Here is a 23,512-nt window from a genome sequence, read left to right as displayed (position 1 = left end):
CTACAGTTGGTTAAGATAAAGGATGTGTCTTCTATGCTACAAATAACGGATGAAATGCGAAATGAACTGAACCAGTTGCGAGATCATGTTTATGGGGATCTCACTGCACTTGCATTTATGTCCAGGTCAGGGGGTAAGTTGCATTGGTATTATGCCTCCGGCAGCCGAAACAATCGCTATCGCCTTATCTCTTTTAAAGTCGGTCATGGGATTGCCGGGATGGCTGTTCGTCTGGGGCGTACCGTAACCGTTAGCGCTTTAATATCAGGCAGTATACGTTTACGTCAAGAATGTGCGCTTATGCTGGCCGAACAGTTACATTCTGCAGTAGCCATTCCCTTTTCCAGTACAGGAGACTTGCCAAACGGTGTGCTACTTGTCGGTAACCGTGAAGTGAGAACATTCACCGAATCTGATGTAGCCAAGGCCACTCAAGTCGCTCATCGCCTTGGCCAGCTATGTGCTCTCCCTCTCACTCCATAGATTGATATTTGAAGAAAAATAAAATTATAAATATAAGTGAACATGAACAGCTCATCTAACTATCTCTGTTGATTGAAATCCCTAAAATTTGCTATGATTATGACAAAACGCACGGTTTTTTTACCGTTCGAGGGGATGACTAATTGATTCGTATACTAGTAGTGGATGATCATGTTGTCGTACGTTCTGGCCTCATGGCCCTATTGGACGGCAAAAACAGTATTAAGGTAGTAGGAGATGCAGCAGACGGGGATGAAGCAATCCGCAAAGCGGTGGAGCTACAACCTGATGTCGTGCTCATGGATTTTAGTATGCCACCTGGCAAAGATGGCCTCACGGCAACCACCGAATTAAAAAAACAGTTGCCGGATACAGAAGTGCTTATTTTAACGATGCATGATGATGAGGAATATCTGTTCCGAGCCATTCAAGCCGGAGCATCTGGATATATTTTAAAAAGTGCACCTCATGAGGAATTACTCGCTGCCATCCAGTCTGTGGCCGAAGGCAGTGCCTATCTGTATCCCAATGCAACCAAACGCCTGATGAGTGAATATCTGGATAAAATCAAACAAGAGGGCATAGCTGGACCGTATGAATCCCTGTCTGAGCGGGAAAAGGAGATCCTATCATGGGTAGCCAAAGGATATGCCAACAAAGAAATTGCCGAACACTTGGTGATTAGCGTCAAAACCGTAGAGTCCCACAAAAGCAACCTTATGGAGAAGCTTAACTTGAAAACACGACCTGAGTTGGTCAAATTTGCACTGAAAAAGGGGTTGCTCCATTATGAATGAACCTTCTAACCCTTTGCTGCAGCCCGCATTTGGGGAGTCAACCGATGAACTGCTGAATGATTTGGAAATTCATATACCAAATTCTCCTTTTCTCCATGTACTGCGTAGTTCTCTCCACCAGCTATCCAATCTTAAATTTGCCTTAGATACATCCTCCATTGTTGCTTTGACCGATCATCGAGGAATTATTCAGTACGTAAACGATAAGTTCTGTGAGATTTCGCAATATAGTCGTGAAGAATTGATCGGGCAGGATCATCGTCTCATTAATTCGGGCTATCATACTCGAGCCTTCATGAAGAACCTGTGGACTACGATCCGTTCTGGTGAGGTATGGCAGGGAGAAATACGAAATCGTGCTAAAGATAACAGCTACTACTGGGTGAATACTACGATTGTTCCATTTATGGACGAGGAAGGTAAACCCTATCAGTACTTAGCGATCCGTAATGAAGTAACTAAATTAAAAAAAGTAGAGGCAGAGCTTCAGACCATGATGACGCAAGTCATGCAAATACAGGAGGAAGAGCGTAAACGCTTTTCAAGAGAGCTTCATGATGGGATTGGTCAAAGCCTGTTTTCACTTATTATTCAACTAGATAGCCAACTAGCTGAACAACCCAACGCTACTTTGGAAAATTTGCGTGCACAGGTAACCGATATCATTAAAGATGTTCGTGGCCTAGCGTGGGAACTTCGTCCCTCAGTTCTGGATGATTTGGGTGTCGTACCGGCCCTAAGAACTTATATTGAAAATTTCTGTTCGCATTACGGAATCGAAGTGCATTTTCAATGTACTTTACGTAAACGCCTTGATATCCGAAAAGAAATAGCAATCTATAGAATTGTACAGGAAGCACTGACGAATGTGGCTAAATACGCAGATGTAGCAGAAGCATACGTGGATGTAGAGGATCAAGATAAAACGATACAAGTGACTATTCGGGATGAAGGTATTGGCTTTTCTGGAAAGTCCCGAGGAGAAGGAGTTGGATTGTTCAGCATGGAAGAACGAGCTAGAGGAGTAGGCGGCTTCTTGAGCATGACCTCTGCTCCAAATCAGGGAACCTCCATACAGCTGACCATACCAGTGTAAAACCTGTGTACTAGATCAGTTATCGGTGTATACTCACTGCAGGAGCAGAAGGAATACACCGATAGCAAGGATTATCGATAGTCAACACTTTTATAGAATCTATGGAAGATAAACATACAAAAAAAAGAGAGAGCTCTGTCCCCAGACAGGCTCTCTTTATTTATAAGGTGTCACCACTGAGGCAACAAGAATCCGCTATAGCAAAAAGCGGGTGATGGGAATCGAACCCACGCTACCAGCTTGGAAGGCTGGAGTTCTACCATTGAACTACACCCGCAAATCAGTATCGGGATGACACGATTTGAACATGCGACCCCCTGGTCCCAAACCAGGTGCTCTACCAAGCTGAGCTACATCCCGACATTATACATTTTTTAATAAATGGCGCGCCCTGAGAGATTCGAACTCCCGGCCTTTTGATTCGTAGTCAAACGCTCTATCCAGCTGAGCTAAGGGCGCATATTTAGTTCCATAATGAGCAGTCAAGGCGCCACCCAGATTTGAACTGGGGATGAAGCTTTTGCAGAGCTTTGCCTTACCACTTGGCTATGGCGCCGTATGGATAATGGAGCGGACGACGGGAATCGAACCCGCGACCCTCGCCTTGGCAAGGCGATGCTCTACCGCTGAGCCACGTCCGCAAAATATGGTGCGGTCGAGAGGACTCGAACCTCCACGGGGGGTTAGCCCACACGGACCTGAACCGTGCGCGTCTGCCAATTCCGCCACGACCGCAAAATAACTTATAAATGGTGAGCCATGAAGGACTCGAACCTTCGACACCCTGATTAAAAGTCAGGTGCTCTACCAACTGAGCTAATGGCTCTTAATGGCTGGGGATATAGGATTTGAACCTATGCATGACGGAGTCAAAGTCCGTTGCCTTACCGCTTGGCTAATCCCCATTAAATTAAGAATCAAAGGGCGGCCGATGGGGCTTGAACCCACGAATGCCGGAGTCACAGTCCGGTGCGTTAACCACTTCGCCACGACCGCCATATGATTATAAAAAGACTGGTGGAGGATGATGGATTCGAACCACCGAACCCGTAAGGGAGCAGATTTACAGTCTGATGCGTTTGGCCACTTCGCTAATCCTCCAAAATGGTGCCGGCGAGAGGACTTGAACCCCCAACCTACTGATTACAAGTCAGTTGCTCTACCAATTGAGCTACACCGGCACATTGCCAATTCCCACTTGAAAGGTGGCTCGGGACGGAATCGAACCGCCGACACGAGGATTTTCAGTCCTCTGCTCTACCGACTGAGCTACCGAGCCATGTTTTATTTTACAACTATATCATATAGTTCACACTATATGTAGTTAAAATGGCGGAACTGACGGGATTCGAACCCGCGATCTCCTGCGTGACAGGCAGGCATGTTAGGCCTCTACACCACAGTTCCAGAGACATTTCCAATAGGAAATTAATTGCGGGGGCAGGATTTGAACCTACGACCTTCGGGTTATGAGCCCGACGAGCTACCGAACTGCTCCACCCCGCGACATCAAAGATATTTCACAATATTATTAATGGTGGAGGCTGAGGGGATCGAACCCCCGACCCTCTGCTTGTAAGGCAGATGCTCTCCCAGCTGAGCTAAGCCTCCATAATTATGACCCGTAGGGGATTCGAACCCCTGTTACCTCCGTGAAAGGGAGGTGTCTTAACCCCTTGACCAACGGGCCTTGCAAAATGAATTCTGATTTAATAATTTTGTGGCGGAGAGAGAGGGATTCGAACCCTCGCACCACTTACGCAGTCTAACCCCTTAGCAGAGGGTCCCCTTATAGCCACTTGGGTATCTCTCCGAGTAGCGGCAGAGGGGATCGAACCCCCGACCTCACGGGTATGAACCGTACGCTCTAGCCAGCTGAGCTACGCCGCCACCTTATATATAAAATTCAGAAGTATTGAAATATGGCTCCCCGAACAGGACTCGAACCTGTGACAACTCGATTAACAGTCGAGTGCTCTACCAACTGAGCTATCAGGGAATATTGGTGGAGCCAAGGGGGATCGAACCCCTGACCTCCTGCGTGCAAGGCAGGCGCTCTCCCAGCTGAGCTATAGCCCCAAACTTTTAGTCAATCTAGAAATGGTGGGCCTTAGTGGACTCGAACCACCGACCTCACCCTTATCAGGGGTGCGCTCTAACCAGCTGAGCTAAAGGCCCTAATTCATTAAATTTTATCATCCTTTAAAGGATTTTGCTTGGCGGCGTCCTACTCTCCCAGGACCCTGCGGTCCAAGTACCATCGGCGCTGGAGGGCTTAACGGTCGTGTTCGGGATGGGTACGTGTGGAACCCCTCCGCTATCGCCACCAAACATGAATTTACACCGTAAATTCTTCCGTAAGGTTATTCGGTTCATCACGGATCGTGTGAATGAATAGCTATACGCTTGTCGTATGTACTTCTACATACCTTCAAGGTTACACCTTGAAAACTGGATCCGAAACTCATTGCGCCTTATCTTTAGGATAAGCCCTCGACCGATTAGTATTGGTCAGCTCCATGCATTACTGCACTTCCACCCCCAACCTATCTACCTCGTCGTCTTCAAGGGGTCTTACATACTGGGAAATCTCATCTTGAGGGGGGCTTCACGCTTAGATGCTTTCAGCGCTTATCCCTTCCGTACATAGCTACCCAGCGGTGCTCCTGGCGGAACAACTGGTACACCAGCGGTACGTCCATCCCGGTCCTCTCGTACTAAGGACAGCTCCTCTCAAATTTCCTACGCCCACGACAGATAGGGACCGAACTGTCTCACGACGTTCTGAACCCAGCTCGCGTACCGCTTTAATGGGCGAACAGCCCAACCCTTGGGACCTACTTCAGCCCCAGGATGCGATGAGCCGACATCGAGGTGCCAAACCTCCCCGTCGATGTGGACTCTTGGGGGAGATAAGCCTGTTATCCCCAGGGTAGCTTTTATCCGTTGAGCGATGGCCCTTCCATGCGGTACCACCGGATCACTAAGCCCGACTTTCGTCCCTGCTCGACTTGTAGGTCTCGCAGTCAAGCTCCCTTCTGCCTTTGCACTCTTCGAATGATTTCCAACCATTCTGAGGGAACCTTGGGGCGCCTCCGTTACTCTTTAGGAGGCGACCGCCCCAGTCAAACTGCCCACCTGACACTGTCCTCGCACCGGATCACGGTACCAAGTTAGAACCTAGATACGATCAGGGTGGTATCCCAAGGATGCCTCCCCTCAAGCTGGCGCTCAAGGCTCTACGGCTCCCACCTATCCTGTACAGATCGTACCCAAATTCAATATCAAGCTGCAGTAAAGCTCCATGGGGTCTTTCCGTCTTGTCGCGGGTAACCTGCATCTTCACAGGTATTAAAATTTCACCGGATCTCTCGTTGAGACAGCGCCCAAGTCGTTACGCCATTCGTGCGGGTCAGAATTTACCTGACAAGGAATTTCGCTACCTTAGGACCGTTATAGTTACGGCCGCCGTTTACTGGGGCTTCGGTTCATAGCTTCGCCCGAAGGCTTACCACTCCCCTTAACCTTCCAGCACCGGGCAGGCGTCAGCCCGTATACTTCGCCTTGCGGCTTCGCACAGACCTGTGTTTTTGCTAAACAGTCGCTTGGGCCTTTTCACTGCGGCCCCCTCGGGCTATTCACCCTACCGAGGCACCCCTTCTCCCGAAGTTACGGGGTCATTTTGCCGAGTTCCTTAACGAGAGTTCTTCCGCGCGCCTTAGAATTCTCTTCTCGCCTACCTGTGTCGGTTTGCGGTACGGGCACCTTCTCCTGGCTAGAGGCTTTTCTTGGCAGTCTGAGATCATGACCTTCGCTACTATAATTTTCGCTCCCCATCACAGCCCAGCCTTAACGATGTGCGGATTTGCCTACACATCAGCCTCACTGCTTAGACGGACATCCATCAGTCCGCGTCACTACCCTACTGCGTCACCCCATCGCTCATAGCGGATTACGGTGGTACAGGAATTTCTACCTGTTGTCCTTCGACTACGCCTATCGGCCTCGCCTTAGGTCCCGACTTACCCTGAGCGGACGAACCTTCCTCAGGAACCCTTAGGCTTTCGGCGGATCTGATTCTCACAGATCTTTTCGTTACTCATACCGGCATTCTCACTTGAATGCAGTCCAGCGCTCCTTCCGGTACACCTTCAACCCGCATTCAACGCTCCCCTACCCCTGATGCAAAGCATCAAGCCATAGCTTCGGTGGTGTGTTTAGCCCCGTTACATTTTCGGCGCAGAGTCACTCGACCAGTGAGCTATTACGCACTCTTTCAATGGTGGCTGCTTCTAAGCCAACATCCTGGTTGTCTGTGCAACTCCACATCCTTTCCCACTTAACACACACTTGGGGACCTTAGCTGATGGTCTGGGCTGTTTCCCTTTCGACAATGGATCTTAGCACTCACTGTCTGACTCCCGGAACTAAATCTATGGCATTCGGAGTTTGACTGAGCTTGGTAACCCTTGCGGGCCCCGCACCCAATCAGTGCTCTACCTCCACGATTCTTCTTTCCGAGGCTAGCCCTAAAGCTATTTCGGGGAGAACCAGCTATCTCCGGGTTCGATTGGAATTTCTCCGCTACCCCCACCTCATCCCCGCATTTTTCAACATGCGTGGGTTCGGGCCTCCAGTGCGTGTTACCGCACCTTCACCCTGGACAGGGGTAGATCACCCGGTTTCGGGTCTACGTCCACGTACTCATTCGCCCTATTCAGACTCGCTTTCGCTGCGGCTTCAGCTCTTCACCTTAACCTTGCACGGGAACGTAACTCGCCGGTTCATTCTACAAAAGGCACGCCATCACCCATAGATCGGGCTCTGACTTCTTGTAAGCACACGGTTTCAGGATCTATTTCACTCCCCTTCCGGGGTGCTTTTCACCTTTCCCTCACGGTACTGCTTCACTATCGGTCGCCAGGGAGTATTTAGCCTTGGCAGATGGTCCTGCCGGATTCATACGGGGTTTCACGTGCCCCGCACTACTCGGGATCCGTCTCGGAGGGAACGGGTTTTGAACTACAGGGCTTTTACCTTCTCTGGCGGGCCTTTCCAGACCTCTTCATCTAACCGGTTCCTTTGTAACTCCATATGAGACGTCCCACAACCCCAAGGAGCAAGCTCCTTGGTTTGGGCTAATCCGCGTTCGCTCGCCGCTACTGACGGAATCACTATTGTTTTCTCTTCCTCAGGGTACTTAGATGTTTCAGTTCCCCTGGTCTGCCTCTCACTCACCTATGAATTCAGTGAGTAGTGACTGTCGATGAAGACAGCCGGGTTTCCCCATTCGGACATCCCCGGATCAAAGCTTGCTTACAGCTCCCCGAGGCCTTATCGTTGTTCGCCACGTCCTTCGTCGGCTCCTGGCGCCTAGGCATCCTCCGTGTGCTCTTTGTAGCTTAACCTAGACTTTTCTTTCATAGAAAGAAAATATCGATATATGCTACCTTTATTTCACTTGTTTACACAAGATCAGCTTAAAGGAATATTCTAAAAACGCAATTTCGTTTCGGTATCCAGTTTTCAAGGTGCAATTCGCTTCATCGAAGCGAAACCCGATGAATATTTCGGTTCTACACGGATGTGTGAATGAAACATTCGTCGAAACTTGAGAGTTTGAACTCTCAAAACTGAGCAACGAGTGAGTAGTTTGGGATATTCATTTCATTCACACCTATGTGATGAACCGAATCGAATATCCGGTCGCAGGTACGTGTACCTGCTGATTTGAATGTTTCCATCGCAGGAAACGATTCTCCATAGAAAGGAGGTGATCCAGCCGCACCTTCCGATACGGCTACCTTGTTACGACTTCACCCCAATCATCTACCCCACCTTCGGCGGCTGGCTCCTTGCGGTTACCTCACCGACTTCGGGTGTTGTAAACTCTCGTGGTGTGACGGGCGGTGTGTACAAGACCCGGGAACGTATTCACCGCGGCATGCTGATCCGCGATTACTAGCAATTCCGACTTCATGTAGGCGAGTTGCAGCCTACAATCCGAACTGAGACCGGCTTTTCTAGGATTGGCTCCACCTCGCGGCTTCGCTTCCCGTTGTACCGGCCATTGTAGTACGTGTGTAGCCCAGGTCATAAGGGGCATGATGATTTGACGTCATCCCCACCTTCCTCCGGTTTGTCACCGGCAGTCTGCTTAGAGTGCCCAGCTTGACCTGCTGGCAACTAAGCATAAGGGTTGCGCTCGTTGCGGGACTTAACCCAACATCTCACGACACGAGCTGACGACAACCATGCACCACCTGTCTCCTCTGTCCCGAAGGAAAGGTCTATCTCTAGACCGGTCAAAGGGATGTCAAGACCTGGTAAGGTTCTTCGCGTTGCTTCGAATTAAACCACATACTCCACTGCTTGTGCGGGTCCCCGTCAATTCCTTTGAGTTTCAGTCTTGCGACCGTACTCCCCAGGCGGAATGCTTAATGTGTTAACTTCGGCACCAAGGGTATCGAAACCCCTAACACCTAGCATTCATCGTTTACGGCGTGGACTACCAGGGTATCTAATCCTGTTTGCTCCCCACGCTTTCGCGCCTCAGCGTCAGTTACAGCCCAGAGAGTCGCCTTCGCCACTGGTGTTCCTCCACATCTCTACGCATTTCACCGCTACACGTGGAATTCCACTCTCCTCTTCTGCACTCAAGCTCCCCAGTTTCCAGTGCGACCCGAAGTTGAGCCTCGGGATTAAACACCAGACTTAAAGAGCCGCCTGCGCGCGCTTTACGCCCAATAATTCCGGACAACGCTTGCCCCCTACGTATTACCGCGGCTGCTGGCACGTAGTTAGCCGGGGCTTTCTTCTCAGGTACCGTCACTCTTGTAGCAGTTACTCTACAAGACGTTCTTCCCTGGCAACAGAGCTTTACGATCCGAAAACCTTCATCACTCACGCGGCGTTGCTCCGTCAGGCTTTCGCCCATTGCGGAAGATTCCCTACTGCTGCCTCCCGTAGGAGTCTGGGCCGTGTCTCAGTCCCAGTGTGGCCGATCACCCTCTCAGGTCGGCTACGCATCGTCGCCTTGGTAGGCCTTTACCCCACCAACTAGCTAATGCGCCGCAGGCCCATCCACAAGTGACAGATTACTCCGCCTTTCCTCCTTCTCCCATGCAGGAAAAGGATGTATCGGGTATTAGCTACCGTTTCCGGTAGTTATCCCTGTCTTGTGGGCAGGTTACCTACGTGTTACTCACCCGTCCGCCGCTAGATTAGTTAGAAGCAAGCTTCTAACTAATCCCGCTCGACTTGCATGTATTAGGCACGCCGCCAGCGTTCGTCCTGAGCCAGGATCAAACTCTCCATTAAAGACCAACCGAAGTTGGTTATAGAAAGAGCGATTAGCTCATTTTGAAACTGACGAGATAAAATATCTCTTTGTTTGATTTTGCGAACAAAATCAGTTTACTCACTCGTTGTTCAGTTTTCAAAGATCAAATTCTTTTTCACTGCGTTTTTCAGCAGCTATAAGATCATATCATGTTCATCCCAAAATTGCAAGGGTTATTTTTTTCTTTTTTTCGAAGATCATTTCACCCTGCTTATTCTCTTTTGAAACGGCTGTTTTGTTGTCAGCCCAAATAATATATCACATATCCAAGCAACTTAGCAAGCACTTTCTTCATTTTTTTATTTTATGAATAAATCCACTCATTTTCTGCTACGTTAAATCAGTCAAGGGGCTAGCTGCCCCCTCACTAGCTGGTGACTCCCTCTGGTTCGAACACCTCTGCTGGCCAGTGTAGCTCCACACCTTGGCGAAGAAGAATATTTTGAAAACGTCCAAGATGTTCTTCTGATCGACTCACTTCAATAGCATATACTCCGTTGGAGACACAGTAAGCCGCCAAGCTTCCCGACGCTTCTCCTATATTCCATTCTGTAGGATGCAGCCGGTAGCAACCATTGGCTATTTGAGTCATCCCTATATTTTTGCAAGCAGGAAGTAAATTACGAACTCTCACAGGAACCAGTGAACCCAATGGAATTTCATAAGGATAGTTAGGGATGTAAAAGGTTCGCTGAGATACCGTAGTCGGATGAAGATCTAAATGATAGCTGCCCACACCTACACTGTCTGAATAACGTTTGGGTCCCTCCTTACCCCGAAGCTCACGACTTACATCAAACTCTGAGATCGTATACTTGGCCTTAATCCTACGCGACTCGCGAATATAAGCCGTTTTAGCCAGCCCGTCAGAAGTCCCAAGAAAATCACCCCGTGGTCGAATTCCTGGATAGCCGAAACCTCCATCTAAGCGGGGAGCTTCAGTTTGAAGCCAATATATTAATGAACGGGTCAACTCACGCGCTCCTTCTCGATGTTTTGCCTGCTCCTGAGCGGTGACGCCGATCAATGGTCCTAGGTAATAATCATTTTGCGCCCAGTTTAAAAGAGTAACCTCGCCATCGTTTAGCGGTTCGCTCCATATCGAGGGATCTACGATACGACGATAATCCCATAAGGATACAATACCCTGATCGTTAGGGAATAATGTGAACTGTTTTAGCTTACTGGTATCATCTGCATCTGTAGCAAACCAGCTCAAAATCGGAAAACGAGAAAATGACGGGATATAATTTCTCCAGAAATCGTATTGCTGCGGTCGCTCTATAATGAAGCTTTCCTGGGGGATATAGTCTACAGCAGCCACATGTGTGATAGATTGCATATCAAGAGGATTAGCACACTCCAGTGCGTGAGGCTCCCCCGTTGCAGCCCGTGACTCCGCTCCACTCGTATGCTCCACACCCGCCATGGGAAGGAGATCACCACACTCTGTGGCATCCAGATAAAACGTTCCATGCAGCACTCTGAGGCCACTCTTATGATCAGGATTATGCGAGGTACGGACGGTAACAGAAGTAATACAATCTCCATCTGTCTGAGCAGCAATAGGCACGGTGTGATAATATACACGAACGCGTCCCGTATTTAAGTAAGGAGCAAGCATATCCTCAAGCACCTGTAGAGCTACCCGTGGTTCATGGGCCAGACGACTTACCCAGCCGTTCCCAGGATTAAGAATCGGATCATTGTAGGCTTCTTCGGTTAACGGATAGTTCTGACGGTAATACTCGCGTACACGATTACGGAACTGACGATATGTTGCTGTGCAACCAAACTGTTCGATCCATCGGTGTTCATCTGGGGGAACAGCCTGTGAAGTTAATTGCCCTCCCAGCCAGTCCGTCTCCTCTGTCATGATGACTCTCATACCAGCTTTCGCCGCCGCAAGGGCTGCCGATGTCCCTCCCAGACCTCCGCCAATCACAACAACATCGGCATCAAGCCGTTTTTGCGTCATGGTTCGTTCCCCTTTCATTTTTGTACTAAGATTCCATCACTTCAAAAGCTAGTCTAGCAGCGCCTATGAATCCAGCGCGATTGCCCAACATTGCCCGACTTACTTCTGTTTGAACTCCCAGTTGGTACAAATGCTTTTCGAGCAAGGGCCACCATACCTCCCCCGCATCCGCTACTCCTCCCCCAACAATGATCAACTCAGGATCGAGGGTCACCGAAATATTAGCCAGAAGCACAGCCAAATCTGCCGTGTAGTCATCCAGCGCCTGAATTGTCTTCAGATTGCCGTGAGTGGCCTCTGTCACAATCTCGTTCCCCGAACGGTACAATTTTCCGGTGTATTCACTGCCTCGACGTAACAGGGCACTACCTGATACGTATTGCTCGGCACATCCCTTTTTCCCGCAATTGCAGGGGTGACCTCCGGGAAATAAAATACTGTGCCCCCAATCGCCGCCGCTCCAGTGAGCCCCTCTACACAAGAGGCCATTTTCCATATACGCGCCTCCGACCCCTGTTCCCAAGGTGAGCATGACCAAGCGCTGTTTGCCCTTCCCAGCTCCCTGCCACGCTTCTCCTAGTAACGCAGCGTTCGCATCATTATCTGCAACCGCACGTAGCGCCAGCTTTTCTTTAGCCCACTCCACCAAGGATGTCCCCTGCCAGCCAGGCAGGTTATCTGTGGCGTACACAACTTCACCGCTCTCCACGTTCACTCTGCCAGCAGTAGCAATACCTAAAGCGCCTATACCTATAGGGGTACTCACACTGGTATCTCCAAATGAACGCATCAGTCCGAATACAGCCTCAGACACACGCGACAACACCCATTCACGCCCACGTGAGGCATCTGTATCCATTCGGATTTCATCAAGTACCGATCCATCCCGCGCCACTATGGCGGCCTTTACGGAAGTTCCTCCAATGTCGATCCCAATGACTTTGTTCAATGCAACTGCCACCACCATATCCTCCTTGTTCCCCCACATAAAAGCTTACGAGCTCTTAGCACAAACCTTCTATAGATAGAAAAACATGATGAACTGTCGGAGCGTATCATATTCTAATCTACAACCGCAGAATCTCAATAACTTCGTTCAATAACCGCCCTCGCTGTTTTTTCCTTCATCTCTTCGGTGCGGCTTGTGTGCTTGCGAGCAAGTCCTTCACAGATGAGGTCAATCACGAATAGCTGTGAGATTTTGGCGCCGATTGAACCGCCTTCTATCGGAGCTTCCTTCCCTGCGGTCAGTAAAACAATATCTGCAATGGAGGTAATAGGTGATTTTGCATAATTCGTAATTGCGATAACTGTTGCTCCGTTCTGCTTGGCCTTGTGCAGCATGTCGTTGGTATCCAGTGTACTTCCTGATACACTGATGCCAATAGCGACATCACCAGGACTCATGGACACGGCCATCATCGACTGAATATGTCCGTCTGCCACAGCCTCGGCGCGCCGCCCAATCCGCAAGAATCGGTTTTTAGCATCCTGTGCGGAAATTCCCGATGCACCTACACCGAAAAATTGAACATAACCCGCTTGATCGAGACACGCTATCGCACGACTAAGCTCCGAACGGTCCAAGAGCCCCATACTGGAGTGCAAAATATCGAGCATATTGTGATACACCGTGCGGGTAATATCATGTTCGTGATCTGGGTCGATGTTCTCCTCGCTCATATCGGTTTTGCGATAAGTCTGGTTTTGCGCCAGCGACAGTCGGAAATCCTGATACCCTTTAAAACCAATTTTCCGACAAAAACGCATAACCGTCGTTTCGCCTGTACCTGCAAAGTCAGCCAGCTCCGTCACGGAGAAATATATGATGTCAGCGGGGCACTCCAGTACGCACAAAGCGACTTTTTGCTCCGATTTCGTTAATGAAGGATAATACGTGTTAATTCGGTCGTTCATCTCCATAGATGCATTTCACTGCCTTCCTTGCGGCATCGGCAAACCGCTGCGTAATCAATTGGGGTCTAGTAATCGCCGAGCCTACAACCACTGCATGTGCACCCAGCCGAAATGCTTCCTCTACTTGTGCCGGATCATGGATTCTGCCCTCTGCAATGACAGGAACAGGAACCAGCTCTGACGCTCTCCGCACCAATTCCAGATCCGGACCATCTATCTGAGTAGAATATGACGTATAACCGGATAACGTCGTGGACACGCAGCCTACACCAAGGGAAGCCGCATGAAGCGCCTCCTCCAGTGTCGATATATCCGCCATGGAAGTGACTCCGTGCTCATGAGCGTAATCTATGAGTTGCTTCAGCTTGCCCCCCTCTGGGCGCGGTCGTAATGTGGCATCCAGCGCAATGATATCCGCACCTGCCTCCACCAGTTCCTCCATTTCACGGAGGGTAGGCGTAATGTAAACATCAGAATCATCATAATCCCGTTTAATCAAACCAATGACTGGTAGAGGGATCGCCTGTTTAATCGCACGTACATCCGATGCACCATTGGCACGAATCGCTACAGCTCCACCCTCCTGTGCAGCACATGCCATTTTGACCATAAAATCTGTTCCATGCAACGGTTCGCCAGGTAGCGCCTGACAGGAAACGATCAGTCCATGCCGAACCTTGGATAATATAGCTTCCATCTCCATAGGAATCACTCCCTCTCCTCAGCATAATGCCGAACGGTCAATCCAACTTCAAAGGTACGGTTCCACGGCATGTAGCAATCTGTAATTTCCACGCGACCCTCCGGCCCGTTCACATATTCATCGAGCGCCTGTTCCAGCCGTCCGCGAATGACCTCAGCTACCGATCCTCTAGAGCCATCGAGCATAAACTTGTTAAAACCCATCTGCTCCACAATTCCATTATTCATAGCTGTACGTACCACAGCGCAATAACAGGCATCCTCAGCGTAGCGTAGCCCCAGAAAATCCAGGTGCTCCTCCGTAGGACCATAGCGAACATAAAGCATGGACTGGGCAATGACGGTACCGAGCGTATTAGAACTGGTATTCCAGCCTGCATAGCCTGCCAGCTTAAAAAGCAGTCCTTTTTGCTTCAATAGTCTAAGCAGCTTGAGATCGGCGCCGTTGGCGTAAGCTACATCAGCAATTGCAATATGTTTATTGGCATCACGATGCATATGAGCACCGTACTCCACCAGTTCTACCAGATTCCGATGTACATCATATCCGGCCATCGCATGCTGCTGGGATGAAGCTTCTGCCATCGTGTCACCAGGTGTGTTGGCCAGCAAAATCAAATCAGCCTCCGCTGCCGAGGAAGCAATCAGCCCACCTGCCGCTATAATCTGATACTTTAACGTTTCGTAAAAATAACGATCCTCAAAAAGCGGGACTACGAACGCCCCCTGCAAAGCAGACAATCGAGGATATACCAGTGGAACTACATGATTCGTCCGATTCACCCAACGAGCTAGCAACGTACAACCCACTTCGTCTGCCCCCGGATACATGTATACTTTCAAATCCAGCCCAAGCTCGGAAATACGACTTCTTAGTCGCTGTTGATCCTTGGCGGTATAGCCGTAGGGAGCCGAATCATCCTGTGGAATGATCAGAAAATCAATCACGCCTTCTGCTACCAGTTCCAGTGCTACTTGATTAGCTTCCAAATTCACACGGCGACGCCCTAGATAATCGTCTAAAATCTCTATAGGCAAACGCTCGTCGATGTCCGCTAATTCCAGCAACTCTTCTGCGGTAGCAATCGCTAGCTCCTGACGATGCTCAATGAAACCCTTTCTGAATATCTCACGACCCCAATCAGCATAGTAGTCTGGTTCCTCATCAGCCAAAGAGTATTGCGGACAACGCATAATCAATTGAAAGGCATACAAAGTCAGTTGCGGGTATAGCTGCTTCAACCTGCGAAGACGATTAGCCCTGTCCCTGACCTGCTCACTCGACATTCCGTGTAGCCGGGAGGGTACGATTCCCCCGTACAGCAGCGTATCCATCGCAATAATCGCTCCATCAGCAGTCGCCGCACGTTCTTCGAGCCACGTCCATAGCCTGGTCGTATCGCCAGGGATTTTCTTTTGTCCCATCCATTCTAAAGGAGGGCGCTCCATTTCAAGGTCTGTGCCCTGTGCTAGTAAGTAAGGAAATTGATAATTGCAGGGCCGCTCATCCAGCGGTACAAAAAGTAATCGGGTATTTGGCTTCACCATACGCTCCACCTCTCCTGGAAATTACCGTTATTCTAACGGCAAATGGTAATTTTCAAGGCAGCTATGCTGTCTTGTTTCTTAACCATCACCAATTCTCACAAGATCAGTCGATATTTGCCTTGTTCATCCTGATCGACATAGCCCCACTGCACGGCGGCACGGATCGCTGGATTGCTCCCCAGTCGAGTCTCTGCTTCTAGGCAAGCCGTGATACCGCGTCGTAGTTCGTCCACGACCTCGTCCGTCAGAGGCGGCGGCTTTTGTCCGCCAGTTGCTTCGCTCTGCATGAGGTTTCCTAGCGACTGCACATCGTTCTGGCGCTCGTTGCCTAGCGCAGCTTGGCGCAGCACATGCCACAGGTCCACATCCAACTTGGCACGTTCCAGCCAAGGCGTAGCCTGTGCCACGAAGCCTGCCGCCGCATCATTAGCAGATATATTCTGTAGGACGCTCACAACGTGAAGCAGCCGCTCGAAGTAGAAATCCAGCGCAGGGATATCGCGCATTTGCAAGGCAAGGTCCACGTCCTCATACGTGTTGCCGCCCAGTCGGCTGTTCTTGTTTTGGCGACAGAAAAACATCAGTTCATCTGCATGCTCCCCCGCTAACTCCCGCACAGCCCATTCCCATGACAGCCCCGGCATATAACGCTCACTGTTCCACATATAGTGGGACATCGTAATGAGCGTCACCTTGGAGCACTCCCATTGGTTCATTGGGTTGGCCACCATGCCGGTATGTCCGCGAGCTGGAAGCCTGGAATACCGTCCGCGCAGCGGATCGAGGAATAACCGATCATGGTCACAATCATTCACCGGGATGTTATCCCATAACCACAGCTCATGCCCATAGAATGCATGATTATCGGCAGCATGCTGGCGACCAATCTGTGGAGCAAATACAAAGTATCCCGTCCAGAATACCTTAATATCTGGATGCAATCGCTCCCGGAAATCCTTTTTGTATTCGGTATCCCAATAGGACCAATATTCCGAAGGGCAGACTGTCAGTGTAAATTCAGGCAGACGTTCAGCCAACCAAGTATGAACCTTGTTCGTCAAGAAGACATGAGCGTGACCCGAACGGCCCAGCAAATGCCGATTTTCCCCTTTAAGGACGTAATCAATATCATCCATTAATACAGAAAAATGACGTACGCCTATCGTTATCATGGCTGCCAGCTTCTCCGTCAATTTGAGAAAATCTTCAGCGCTACCAAAGTTCAGGTCATTCCCTGGACTAATACAATAGTGAAAATCAATCTCGTGCCGTTCACAGGCTTCCTTTAATTCGCGGATTTGGGCAAACATCTCCTCGGGGTACGGTTCCCTCCATAGCTCGCGATGATAGGGATCGTCCTTGGGAGCGTACATAAACGTGTTCATCCGATGCGCAGCCATAAAATGAACGGCATCCAGCCGATCCGCGAAACTCCACGGTTTCCCGTAGAAGCCTTCAATGATTCCTCTGACCGGAAAGGAGGGCTCATCCCGAATAGACATCACCGGTAGCGTACATCGTTCCTGTTCTACTTGAAGCAGGAGATGCAGGGCATCCATGCCGTATTTGAGCCCTCTTTTATTGGATGCATGGATTTCAATTCTCCCTTCCTTCTGAATGTCCAAACGATATCCATCGGCAGTAAGCGTTCCGTCATATTCGAGCATCAACTGCACGCTTCCCCTTGTTTCAGTCGGAACACCGGGCCCCGGAGGTGCAATGAGTCGGATCGGTCCCTCGGGGTCAAGCACACCTTCATACTCCTGATTCATTGCAAAGCGAGAGGACAGTTCACAGATCAGGTTCGGTTCAGCGATAACCAGTTTGTCCCCACTGTCATACACATCACGAAAATAATATTGAACCTCCTGTGGTATTAGCCCTACATCCGAATTAGGTCTCATTCTTTTGGACAGTTCCATCGCAATCGTCTCCTTCCATTTACGGGCTCTCCGTAGCCGAGACTTCTGAATTATCCTTTCACCGCTCCCGCCAAGCCTTCCATATAATAGCGCTGCGTGAACAGGAACAATATAATGATCGGCAATACCGAAATCATTGTGCCTGCAGCAATCCAGCCAAAATTATAGGCAAACTGACCATTGAGATACGTAAGTGCAGCTGCCAGCGGGTATAGCTCCGTATCGTTTAGAATAACGATAGGCCACAGGAAGCTATTCCAGAACGACATGGCCTCCAACAGAGAAATCACAGCAAGCGCCGGCTTGACCAGTGGAAGCACCAGCTGCCACCAAATTCGAAACTCCGAAGCGCCATCCATTTTACCTGAATCACGCACATCGGCGGGGATATGAATAAACGTCTGCCGCATTAGAAAAATGTTGAACACAGAGACTGCCCCGGGCAACACCACACCCATATATGTATTGCCCAGATGAAGCCCTTGAATGGTCAGATAATGCACAATAAATGCCGTGTAAGAAGGAATAATCATTGTAGCAATCAGCAGCGTAAACACCACATTTTTACCCTTAAAGCGAAACACAGCCAAGGGATATCCCGTCAAACTGGCCAGTACCACATTGAGCACAACGCCCAACACCGTAATGATGACTGTATTCAGCATATATTTAGGGAAATCCATGAACTGCCACACCTGAACATAGTTGTCGAAATCAATAAAGGTCGGGAAGATCGCAGGCGGCGTTGAAAAAATATTACGGCCTGGCATGAGGGATACACTAAGCAGCCATAGAAACGGTCCCATCAAAAAGAGGGCTAGCAGCACTAAAAGCACATACATTACCGTCATTCTGATCACTCGACCAAGACTACGCATGATGCGACTGCTTTCTTTTTTAGGAAGAGACGAGCGCAGCATTTTATCATTCTGTAGATTCATCAATAGGGATTGACACCGCCTTTCCTATTGAATCGGAATACAATAATACTAAGTACCGCAATCATTGCACCGACAATTAAGCCAAGTGCCGAAGCGTACCCAAAATTAAACTGCTCCATCCCCTTTTGAAAAATATACAAGCTGGATGTCAACGTGGCCGTTCCCGGTCCACCCTTGGTTAACACATATACCTCATCAAATACGCGAATAGCTGACATGAGCGATATGAGGGTACAAAACAGAACGTATGGCTTCAGCAGCGGAAGTGTAATATGAACAATCAGACGCCATCGACTGGCTCCATCCACCCTAGCGGCTTCGTACAGATCTTGAGGAATGTTTTGTAATCCTGCCAGATAGAGCATCATATAATACCCGAGTCCCTTCCACATCGTGATGAACATCAGTACATACAAGGCTAAATTGCTGTCCGATAACCAGTGTATGTCTTTGCTAATCAAACCGACTTGTATAAGCAAATAGTTCACTACGCTGTTATTGCCCAACAGCCAGCTCCAAATTAAGGCCACAGCTACCATCGAAGTCACAACAGGGATGTAGTAGGTCGTACGAAATATTTTAATTCCGGGGATACGACTGTTCACTAGCACAGCCATCAGGATAGAGAATATTTGAAGAAAGGGAACAATGAGCACGTACAACAATGAGTTCCAAATCGAAATAAGAAAGTTACGGTCCTTAAACGCTGCTTCAAAATTATCCAGGCCGACAAAATGGGTATCTGATATGACAGAGTAGTCCGTCAATGCCAGCGGAATGCTGTAAATAATAGGCCAAAATACAAAGACGGCAAGCAATAACAGTCCCGGCGTCATAAAGGCCCAGGCCGTAAAGGACTCCGACCTCAACCATTTGATCATGCTGCATCACCACCTGATTTTGATAAATGAACAGGGGAGTATTCGCATTACTCCCCTGTCATACCTATTGCTTTAAAATATCATTCACTTCCTGCTCCAAGGCAGTAAGCGTCTCCTTCGTATTACTTCCGTTCAATAAAATATTTTGCAAGGCTCGCGCGATCGCGCTGTTCACATCCTTGGCATTAGGCACACCGACCATATAATCTGTCGCCTTATCCAAGCTTTGTGCAGATACTACCTTGGCTTGTGCCTCTAATGATTGGTCAGACTGAGTAAAATACGGGTCTTTAATCGATTCTTTCGTGGAAGGTAGTGTATTGGCCTCTTTAGAAAATGCCGTTTGACTCTCTGCATTTGTTAAGAAAACAGCAAATTTCACCGCCTCGTCTATATGTGCCGACTTGGTAGGTACGACCAGGTCCATAGAGTTGGAAAGCCGCAAATCAGCTTTGCCGGTTGGGACGGGAACAGCAATCGTATTTTTATATACGTCCGGCGCTGCCGTTTTGATAAAATTAATGAATGTCGGGCCCGCCAGCTCGAAGGCAACCTGCTCGCCAGCGTAATATTTCACTTGCTGCGAGAAGTCAGCATCTTCCTTAAGCACGACTCCATCTTCCATCTGTTTTTTTAGATTATCGATCATGGTGACTGCGTCTGGTGTGTTGAATGCAGCTGCTGTCTTTTCTTTATTTAAGATAGGAATACCGTCAACCGCAAAAAGCTTGGATACAAGCTGCTGAGCATAGCCGGCCTTACCGATTTTTCTATTGATTTGGCGGCCCCATTCTGACAATTCCTCCCGCGTTTTGGGCGGATGGGCAGGGTCCAATCCAGCAGCTTTAACCAACTTAGTATTCATGTAAAGCACTTCCGTGCCTGTATACCAGGGGAGTGCATAAGCTTTACCGTTAATAACAGTCGAATTATAAATACCTTCGAAATAAGCAGCCTTTTCCTCAGGCGACAAGTGTTCATTCATATCAACAACAGCGCCCTTAGAGCCCATTTGGCTAGCAAATTCCGTATTGAGATTCACTACATCCGGACTGCTGTTGCTAGCGATACTCGTCAACAACTTATTGGTCACTGCATCATATGGGTAATCCTTCCAATCAATTTTGACATTAGGGTTCTTCTGCTCATAATCGGCAATGACCCGATTAAAATACGGGGTAAATGTAGGTTGTAGCGCAATGGTCCAAAATTGGAGTGTCACTTTCCCTCCGTCTACCTTTTCCGGCTTTGAGCCTCCGCCACCGCAGCCGCTCAGCAGTACAACCAGCGCCAGCATAGATACAAGCAACCGTAACCTGCCTTTCGCTTTCTTTGTCACATGGTGACCCCCTTGTTCTTAGTTGATTAAGGTAAATTATAACAGAAATACCGTTATAGAAGGAACATTTTTTCAATAAAATAAATTTAGAAGGAATAATTTTTCTTTTATTGGATACAAAAAAGACGCCTCTTCAATAGAGACGCCATGTTTGCCAAATCAACCCACAGAGGATTCATATCTATTAATAATATGGAGCCATGAAAACGTACACCAAAACTCCAGTCAAGCTCACATATAGCCAAATAGGCATCGTCCAACGGGCAATTTTACGATGTTTTGCTACCTGCATCGTCCATCCCCATACAACTGTGAATAGCGCCAACGGTACGATAATCGCCGCGAGTATACTATGCGAAATCAACAGCGTAAAGTAAATCGGCCGAAGGATACCCACACCGCCATATTTTGCAGTTTCCGGTGAAATGTAATGGAAGGTCAGATAGGAAAACAAAAACAAAACGGTACTGGCGAAGGCCAGCAGAATAAAGGTTTTATGCACCTTAATGTTTTTCTTGAAAATCGCAACCAATGCAGCCACCAAGAAAATAAATGTGAAGCTGTTAAAAATCGCATTCAACCTTGGGAAAATAGTGAGATCAAAACTAACACTCCCCTGGTATCCGATCGGCGAAAAGAACAGCAGCAAAATAATCACATTGGCTATAATGGAAACGGTGATAATCAAGGCTGTAAAATTACGATTGCTCGTTGGAACGTACTGCTTGTCCTCACTCGCTTTATTCATCATGAGCGTCTCCTTCGTTTAAATTCAGGTTTTCGTTATTTTTGCGGTCATAACCATAATATATTATATAGAACTCATAGATAGCCTGTGAAGTGACAACAGTATGAACAATTTCACAGCCATTCTCCAGGAAATATGCTTCATCGATTTGGGAACCACTCTTACTTCCCAATATCAACGGTAGAATGCATTCATTTTACAAGCTTTATGCACACAAAAAACACCGGGAAGGGATCGTTCCCCACTCCGGTGTTGTGTCGGCTATGCAATAACGCGCCTTGATAGCAATATTCATTGCTGCCAGACGTCACTGTATTCCTGATGGCGCTTGAACAGAGCCAGCGCATACGAGCAAGCCGGGATCACCTTTTTATGCTGTTCCCTCGCCATAGCAACAACTTTGTCGATGAGCTCCTTGCCAATTTTTTGACCCCGTAACTGTTCAGATACAAATGTATGGTCAATGACCAGAGAGTGGTCATCTACAGATTTATAACCTACTTCTGCAACTACCTGTCCATCATCCACCATGACTACTGCATGGTCCTCCTCGCGAATTTGTCTCATGAGACCAATCCCCTTTCTGACTGAAGAAATGCCGTAACGACTCCATGCGAACGAACGATGCATTCACTTGATACCCACGCTAGATATCCTTATCATTCCCCTATTTAGGGGACAGCGAAACATCCATACATAAAAAAGGAACTATCGTCGACACTATATTTATTCCAATTAAGGTAAAGGGAGGTGCTGTATTGGGTACGGAAATGAAACCTGTCATCCCGTTTGAACCAGAACTGAGTGAAAAAGTCCCTATAGATGCAGGCCCTTGGCGTTACGAAATAAAATGGGACGGTACAAGAATTTTAACGTATCACGACCAGGGCAACACGCGTCTGTTCAATCGTAAGCAGCATGAACGAACGCTGTTGTACCCGGAGCTTGCTCGCTTCTCCTCCTACTGTAGGGCAGATTCAGTCATACTGGACGGGGAGATGATCGCACTTGGTGCCGACGGTAAACCGTCGTTCCATGAAATTATGCGCCGGGATCTGATTCGCCGGACGGAGCGAATTCAGGCAGCCTATGAAGCCGTACCCGCTACTTACATGTTGTTTGACATTGTATATCTAAATGGGGAATGGGTTCATCGCAAACCGTTACAGGAAAGGCTTGAACTGCTGCATCAGATCATCATACCGAATGAACGGATCCAACTGGCTCCTGCTCATCCTGATGGACAGGCTCTTTTTCAGGTTATGTGCAGCCAAGGAATGGAAGGTATTGTGTGCAAAAAACTGGATAGTCCCTACACATTGGGCGGACAGGACAGACGATGGGTCAAGGTCAAAAATTATGGCGATATCATTGCCGTTATCGGTGGCTATACCCTGAACGGGGGTGTGATCAACGCTGTATTGCTGGGCCAGTATGATAAGCAAGGAATGCTGCGCTATATCGGGCACGTGGGTACAGGTAAGCTGACTCGTGGAGATTGGCGTCAGCTTACCGAGCGCCTGATGCCACATACTCTATCGGAGCGACCTTTTATTAACAAACCGGATCGGCATCAAGACGCATTTTGGGTGAAGCCCATGTTTACCGCCAAAATTCAATATAGTGAGTGGCGGTGGCAAGAAGGACGTACCTTGCGTCAGCCCTCCATCCAAGCTCTTGTGGATCAAGGTATTGAACAGTGCATCGGACCCTGGAAGTGACGTTTTGCCGATACTTTTTCAAAAAATGCAGAACAAAGTTTGTATAAATCATTGCAACCAGTGGTTAATTAAATTACAGTTAACTAATTAACTACAT

Annotated in this window: 15 protein-coding genes, 21 tRNA genes and 3 rRNA genes; 4 read left to right on the top strand and 35 right to left on the bottom strand. The window is 48.5% G+C overall.

Annotation, left to right across the window (positions count from 1 at the left end; translation table 11 throughout):
• Positions 1-33 precede the first annotated feature (33 nt).
• The 3 genes from ACUC6J_RS01990 (at position 34) to ACUC6J_RS01980 (ending at position 2,376) form a co-directional block, all read left to right on the top strand.
• Positions 34-483, top strand: a complete 450-nt coding sequence (locus ACUC6J_RS01990) for a GAF domain-containing protein (protein WP_017428696.1) — start codon at positions 34-36, stop codon at positions 481-483.
• Between the two features lie 143 nt (positions 484-626).
• Entirely contained in the window at positions 627-1,280 is a 654-nt protein-coding gene (locus ACUC6J_RS01985; protein ID WP_447249664.1) for a response regulator, read from the top strand.
• Positions 1,273-2,376 carry a PAS domain-containing sensor histidine kinase gene (locus ACUC6J_RS01980; RefSeq protein ID WP_447249663.1) on the top strand — a complete coding sequence of 368 codons (1,104 nt, stop codon included), beginning with the start codon at positions 1,273-1,275 and terminating at the stop codon, positions 2,374-2,376. Before ACUC6J_RS01985 ends, ACUC6J_RS01980 begins: the two co-directional genes overlap by 8 nt.
• A 206-nt stretch (positions 2,377-2,582) precedes the next feature.
• Here ACUC6J_RS01980 and ACUC6J_RS01975 read toward each other — a convergent pair.
• The 35 genes from ACUC6J_RS01975 to ACUC6J_RS01805 all read right to left on the bottom strand — a co-directional run bounded on the left by ACUC6J_RS01975 (position 2,583) and on the right by ACUC6J_RS01805 (position 22,261).
• Positions 2,583-2,653 (bottom strand) — tRNA-Gly (locus ACUC6J_RS01975).
• Positions 2,654-2,662: 9 nt separating this feature from the next.
• Positions 2,663-2,736 (bottom strand) — tRNA-Pro (locus ACUC6J_RS01970).
• Positions 2,737-2,758: 22 nt separating this feature from the next.
• Positions 2,759-2,835 (bottom strand) — tRNA-Arg (locus tag ACUC6J_RS01965).
• Between the two features lie 26 nt (positions 2,836-2,861).
• Positions 2,862-2,932: transfer RNA gene (locus tag ACUC6J_RS01960), tRNA-Cys, on the bottom strand.
• A 10-nt stretch (positions 2,933-2,942) separates the two neighbouring features.
• Positions 2,943-3,017 (bottom strand) — tRNA-Gly (locus ACUC6J_RS01955).
• Between the two features lie 6 nt (positions 3,018-3,023).
• Positions 3,024-3,111 (bottom strand) — tRNA-Leu (locus ACUC6J_RS01950).
• Positions 3,112-3,126: 15 nt separating this feature from the next.
• Positions 3,127-3,202: transfer RNA gene (locus ACUC6J_RS01945), tRNA-Lys, on the bottom strand.
• 4 nt (positions 3,203-3,206) lie between these two features.
• Positions 3,207-3,281, bottom strand: a tRNA-Gln gene (locus ACUC6J_RS01940).
• Positions 3,282-3,299: 18 nt separating this feature from the next.
• Positions 3,300-3,372, bottom strand: a tRNA-His gene (locus ACUC6J_RS01935).
• A 19-nt stretch (positions 3,373-3,391) separates the two neighbouring features.
• Positions 3,392-3,477: transfer RNA gene (locus ACUC6J_RS01930), tRNA-Tyr, on the bottom strand.
• Positions 3,478-3,481: 4 nt separating this feature from the next.
• Positions 3,482-3,557 (bottom strand) — tRNA-Thr (locus ACUC6J_RS01925).
• Positions 3,558-3,582: 25 nt separating this feature from the next.
• A tRNA-Phe gene (locus ACUC6J_RS01920) sits at positions 3,583-3,655 on the bottom strand.
• Positions 3,656-3,706: 51 nt separating this feature from the next.
• Positions 3,707-3,783 (bottom strand) — tRNA-Asp (locus ACUC6J_RS01915).
• 25 nt (positions 3,784-3,808) lie between these two features.
• Positions 3,809-3,882 (bottom strand) — tRNA-Met (locus tag ACUC6J_RS01910).
• Between the two features lie 29 nt (positions 3,883-3,911).
• Positions 3,912-3,987 (bottom strand) — tRNA-Val (locus ACUC6J_RS01905).
• 7 nt (positions 3,988-3,994) lie between these two features.
• Positions 3,995-4,066, bottom strand: a tRNA-Glu gene (locus tag ACUC6J_RS01900).
• A gap of 31 nt (positions 4,067-4,097) precedes the next feature.
• A tRNA-Ser gene (locus ACUC6J_RS01895) sits at positions 4,098-4,189 on the bottom strand.
• Positions 4,190-4,192: 3 nt separating this feature from the next.
• Positions 4,193-4,266 (bottom strand) — tRNA-Met (locus tag ACUC6J_RS01890).
• Positions 4,267-4,299: 33 nt separating this feature from the next.
• Positions 4,300-4,375, bottom strand: a tRNA-Asn gene (locus ACUC6J_RS01885).
• Between the two features lie 4 nt (positions 4,376-4,379).
• Positions 4,380-4,455 (bottom strand) — tRNA-Ala (locus ACUC6J_RS01880).
• 22 nt (positions 4,456-4,477) lie between these two features.
• Positions 4,478-4,554, bottom strand: a tRNA-Ile gene (locus ACUC6J_RS01875).
• Positions 4,555-4,590: 36 nt separating this feature from the next.
• Positions 4,591-4,707: ribosomal RNA gene (gene rrf, locus ACUC6J_RS01870) — 5S ribosomal RNA — on the bottom strand.
• A 150-nt stretch (positions 4,708-4,857) separates the two neighbouring features.
• Positions 4,858-7,784: ribosomal RNA gene (locus ACUC6J_RS01865) — 23S ribosomal RNA — on the bottom strand.
• A gap of 358 nt (positions 7,785-8,142) precedes the next feature.
• Positions 8,143-9,696, bottom strand: a 16S ribosomal RNA gene (locus ACUC6J_RS01860).
• Together the 16S, 23S and 5S rRNA genes with 21 tRNA genes alongside form the textbook arrangement of a ribosomal RNA operon.
• Positions 9,697-10,085: 389 nt before the next feature.
• Entirely contained in the window at positions 10,086-11,696 is a 1,611-nt protein-coding gene (locus tag ACUC6J_RS01855; protein WP_447249662.1) for an FAD-dependent oxidoreductase, read from the bottom strand.
• A gap of 25 nt (positions 11,697-11,721) precedes the next feature.
• The gene (locus ACUC6J_RS01850; protein WP_031462675.1) at positions 11,722-12,663 is read right to left on the bottom strand and encodes an ROK family protein; all 942 of its coding nucleotides are present in this window, start codon (positions 12,661-12,663) and stop codon (positions 11,722-11,724) included.
• A gap of 116 nt (positions 12,664-12,779) precedes the next feature.
• Positions 12,780-13,619 (bottom strand): MurR/RpiR family transcriptional regulator, encoded by an 840-nt coding sequence (locus tag ACUC6J_RS01845; protein WP_017425714.1) that lies wholly within the window; start codon positions 13,617-13,619, stop codon positions 12,780-12,782.
• Positions 13,597-14,316 carry an N-acetylmannosamine-6-phosphate 2-epimerase gene (locus tag ACUC6J_RS01840; protein WP_113050891.1) on the bottom strand — a complete coding sequence of 240 codons (720 nt, stop codon included), beginning with the start codon at positions 14,314-14,316 and terminating at the stop codon, positions 13,597-13,599. Before ACUC6J_RS01840 ends, ACUC6J_RS01845 begins: the two co-directional genes overlap by 23 nt.
• A gap of 5 nt (positions 14,317-14,321) precedes the next feature.
• A complete protein-coding gene (locus ACUC6J_RS01835; RefSeq protein WP_113050890.1) occupies positions 14,322-15,863 on the bottom strand; it encodes a DUF4127 family protein in 1,542 nt (513 codons plus the stop codon).
• Between the two features lie 95 nt (positions 15,864-15,958).
• On the bottom strand, positions 15,959-17,785 hold the full coding sequence (locus tag ACUC6J_RS01830; protein ID WP_447249661.1) for a beta-N-acetylglucosaminidase domain-containing protein: 1,827 nt from the start codon (positions 17,783-17,785) through the stop codon (positions 15,959-15,961).
• Positions 17,786-17,835: 50 nt separating this feature from the next.
• Positions 17,836-18,726, bottom strand: coding sequence for a carbohydrate ABC transporter permease (locus tag ACUC6J_RS01825; RefSeq protein WP_025363791.1), 891 nt, complete (start codon positions 18,724-18,726; stop codon positions 17,836-17,838).
• Complete coding sequence (locus tag ACUC6J_RS01820) at positions 18,726-19,607, bottom strand: carbohydrate ABC transporter permease (RefSeq protein ID WP_016820245.1); 882 nt, start codon at positions 19,605-19,607, stop codon at positions 18,726-18,728. Before ACUC6J_RS01820 ends, ACUC6J_RS01825 begins: the two co-directional genes overlap by 1 nt.
• 64 nt (positions 19,608-19,671) lie before the next feature.
• Positions 19,672-20,946: an ABC transporter substrate-binding protein gene (locus tag ACUC6J_RS01815; RefSeq protein WP_016820244.1), complete on the bottom strand. Its 1,275-nt coding sequence runs from the start codon at positions 20,944-20,946 to the stop codon at positions 19,672-19,674.
• 184 nt (positions 20,947-21,130) lie between these two features.
• Complete coding sequence (locus tag ACUC6J_RS01810) at positions 21,131-21,694, bottom strand: DUF420 domain-containing protein (protein ID WP_017425709.1); 564 nt, start codon at positions 21,692-21,694, stop codon at positions 21,131-21,133.
• A gap of 291 nt (positions 21,695-21,985) precedes the next feature.
• The gene (locus ACUC6J_RS01805; RefSeq protein WP_013369011.1) at positions 21,986-22,261 is read right to left on the bottom strand and encodes a GNAT family N-acetyltransferase; all 276 of its coding nucleotides are present in this window, start codon (positions 22,259-22,261) and stop codon (positions 21,986-21,988) included.
• Between the two features lie 191 nt (positions 22,262-22,452).
• On the opposite strand from ACUC6J_RS01805, the gene ACUC6J_RS01800 reads away from it, so the two are divergent.
• Positions 22,453-23,415 (top strand): ATP-dependent DNA ligase, encoded by a 963-nt coding sequence (locus ACUC6J_RS01800; protein WP_019685886.1) that lies wholly within the window; start codon positions 22,453-22,455, stop codon positions 23,413-23,415.
• Positions 23,416-23,512: the final 97 nt, after the last annotated feature.

The organism is Paenibacillus sp. JJ1683 (assembly GCF_053006485.1).
This window is presented reverse-complemented; position numbering and strand designations above follow the sequence as displayed.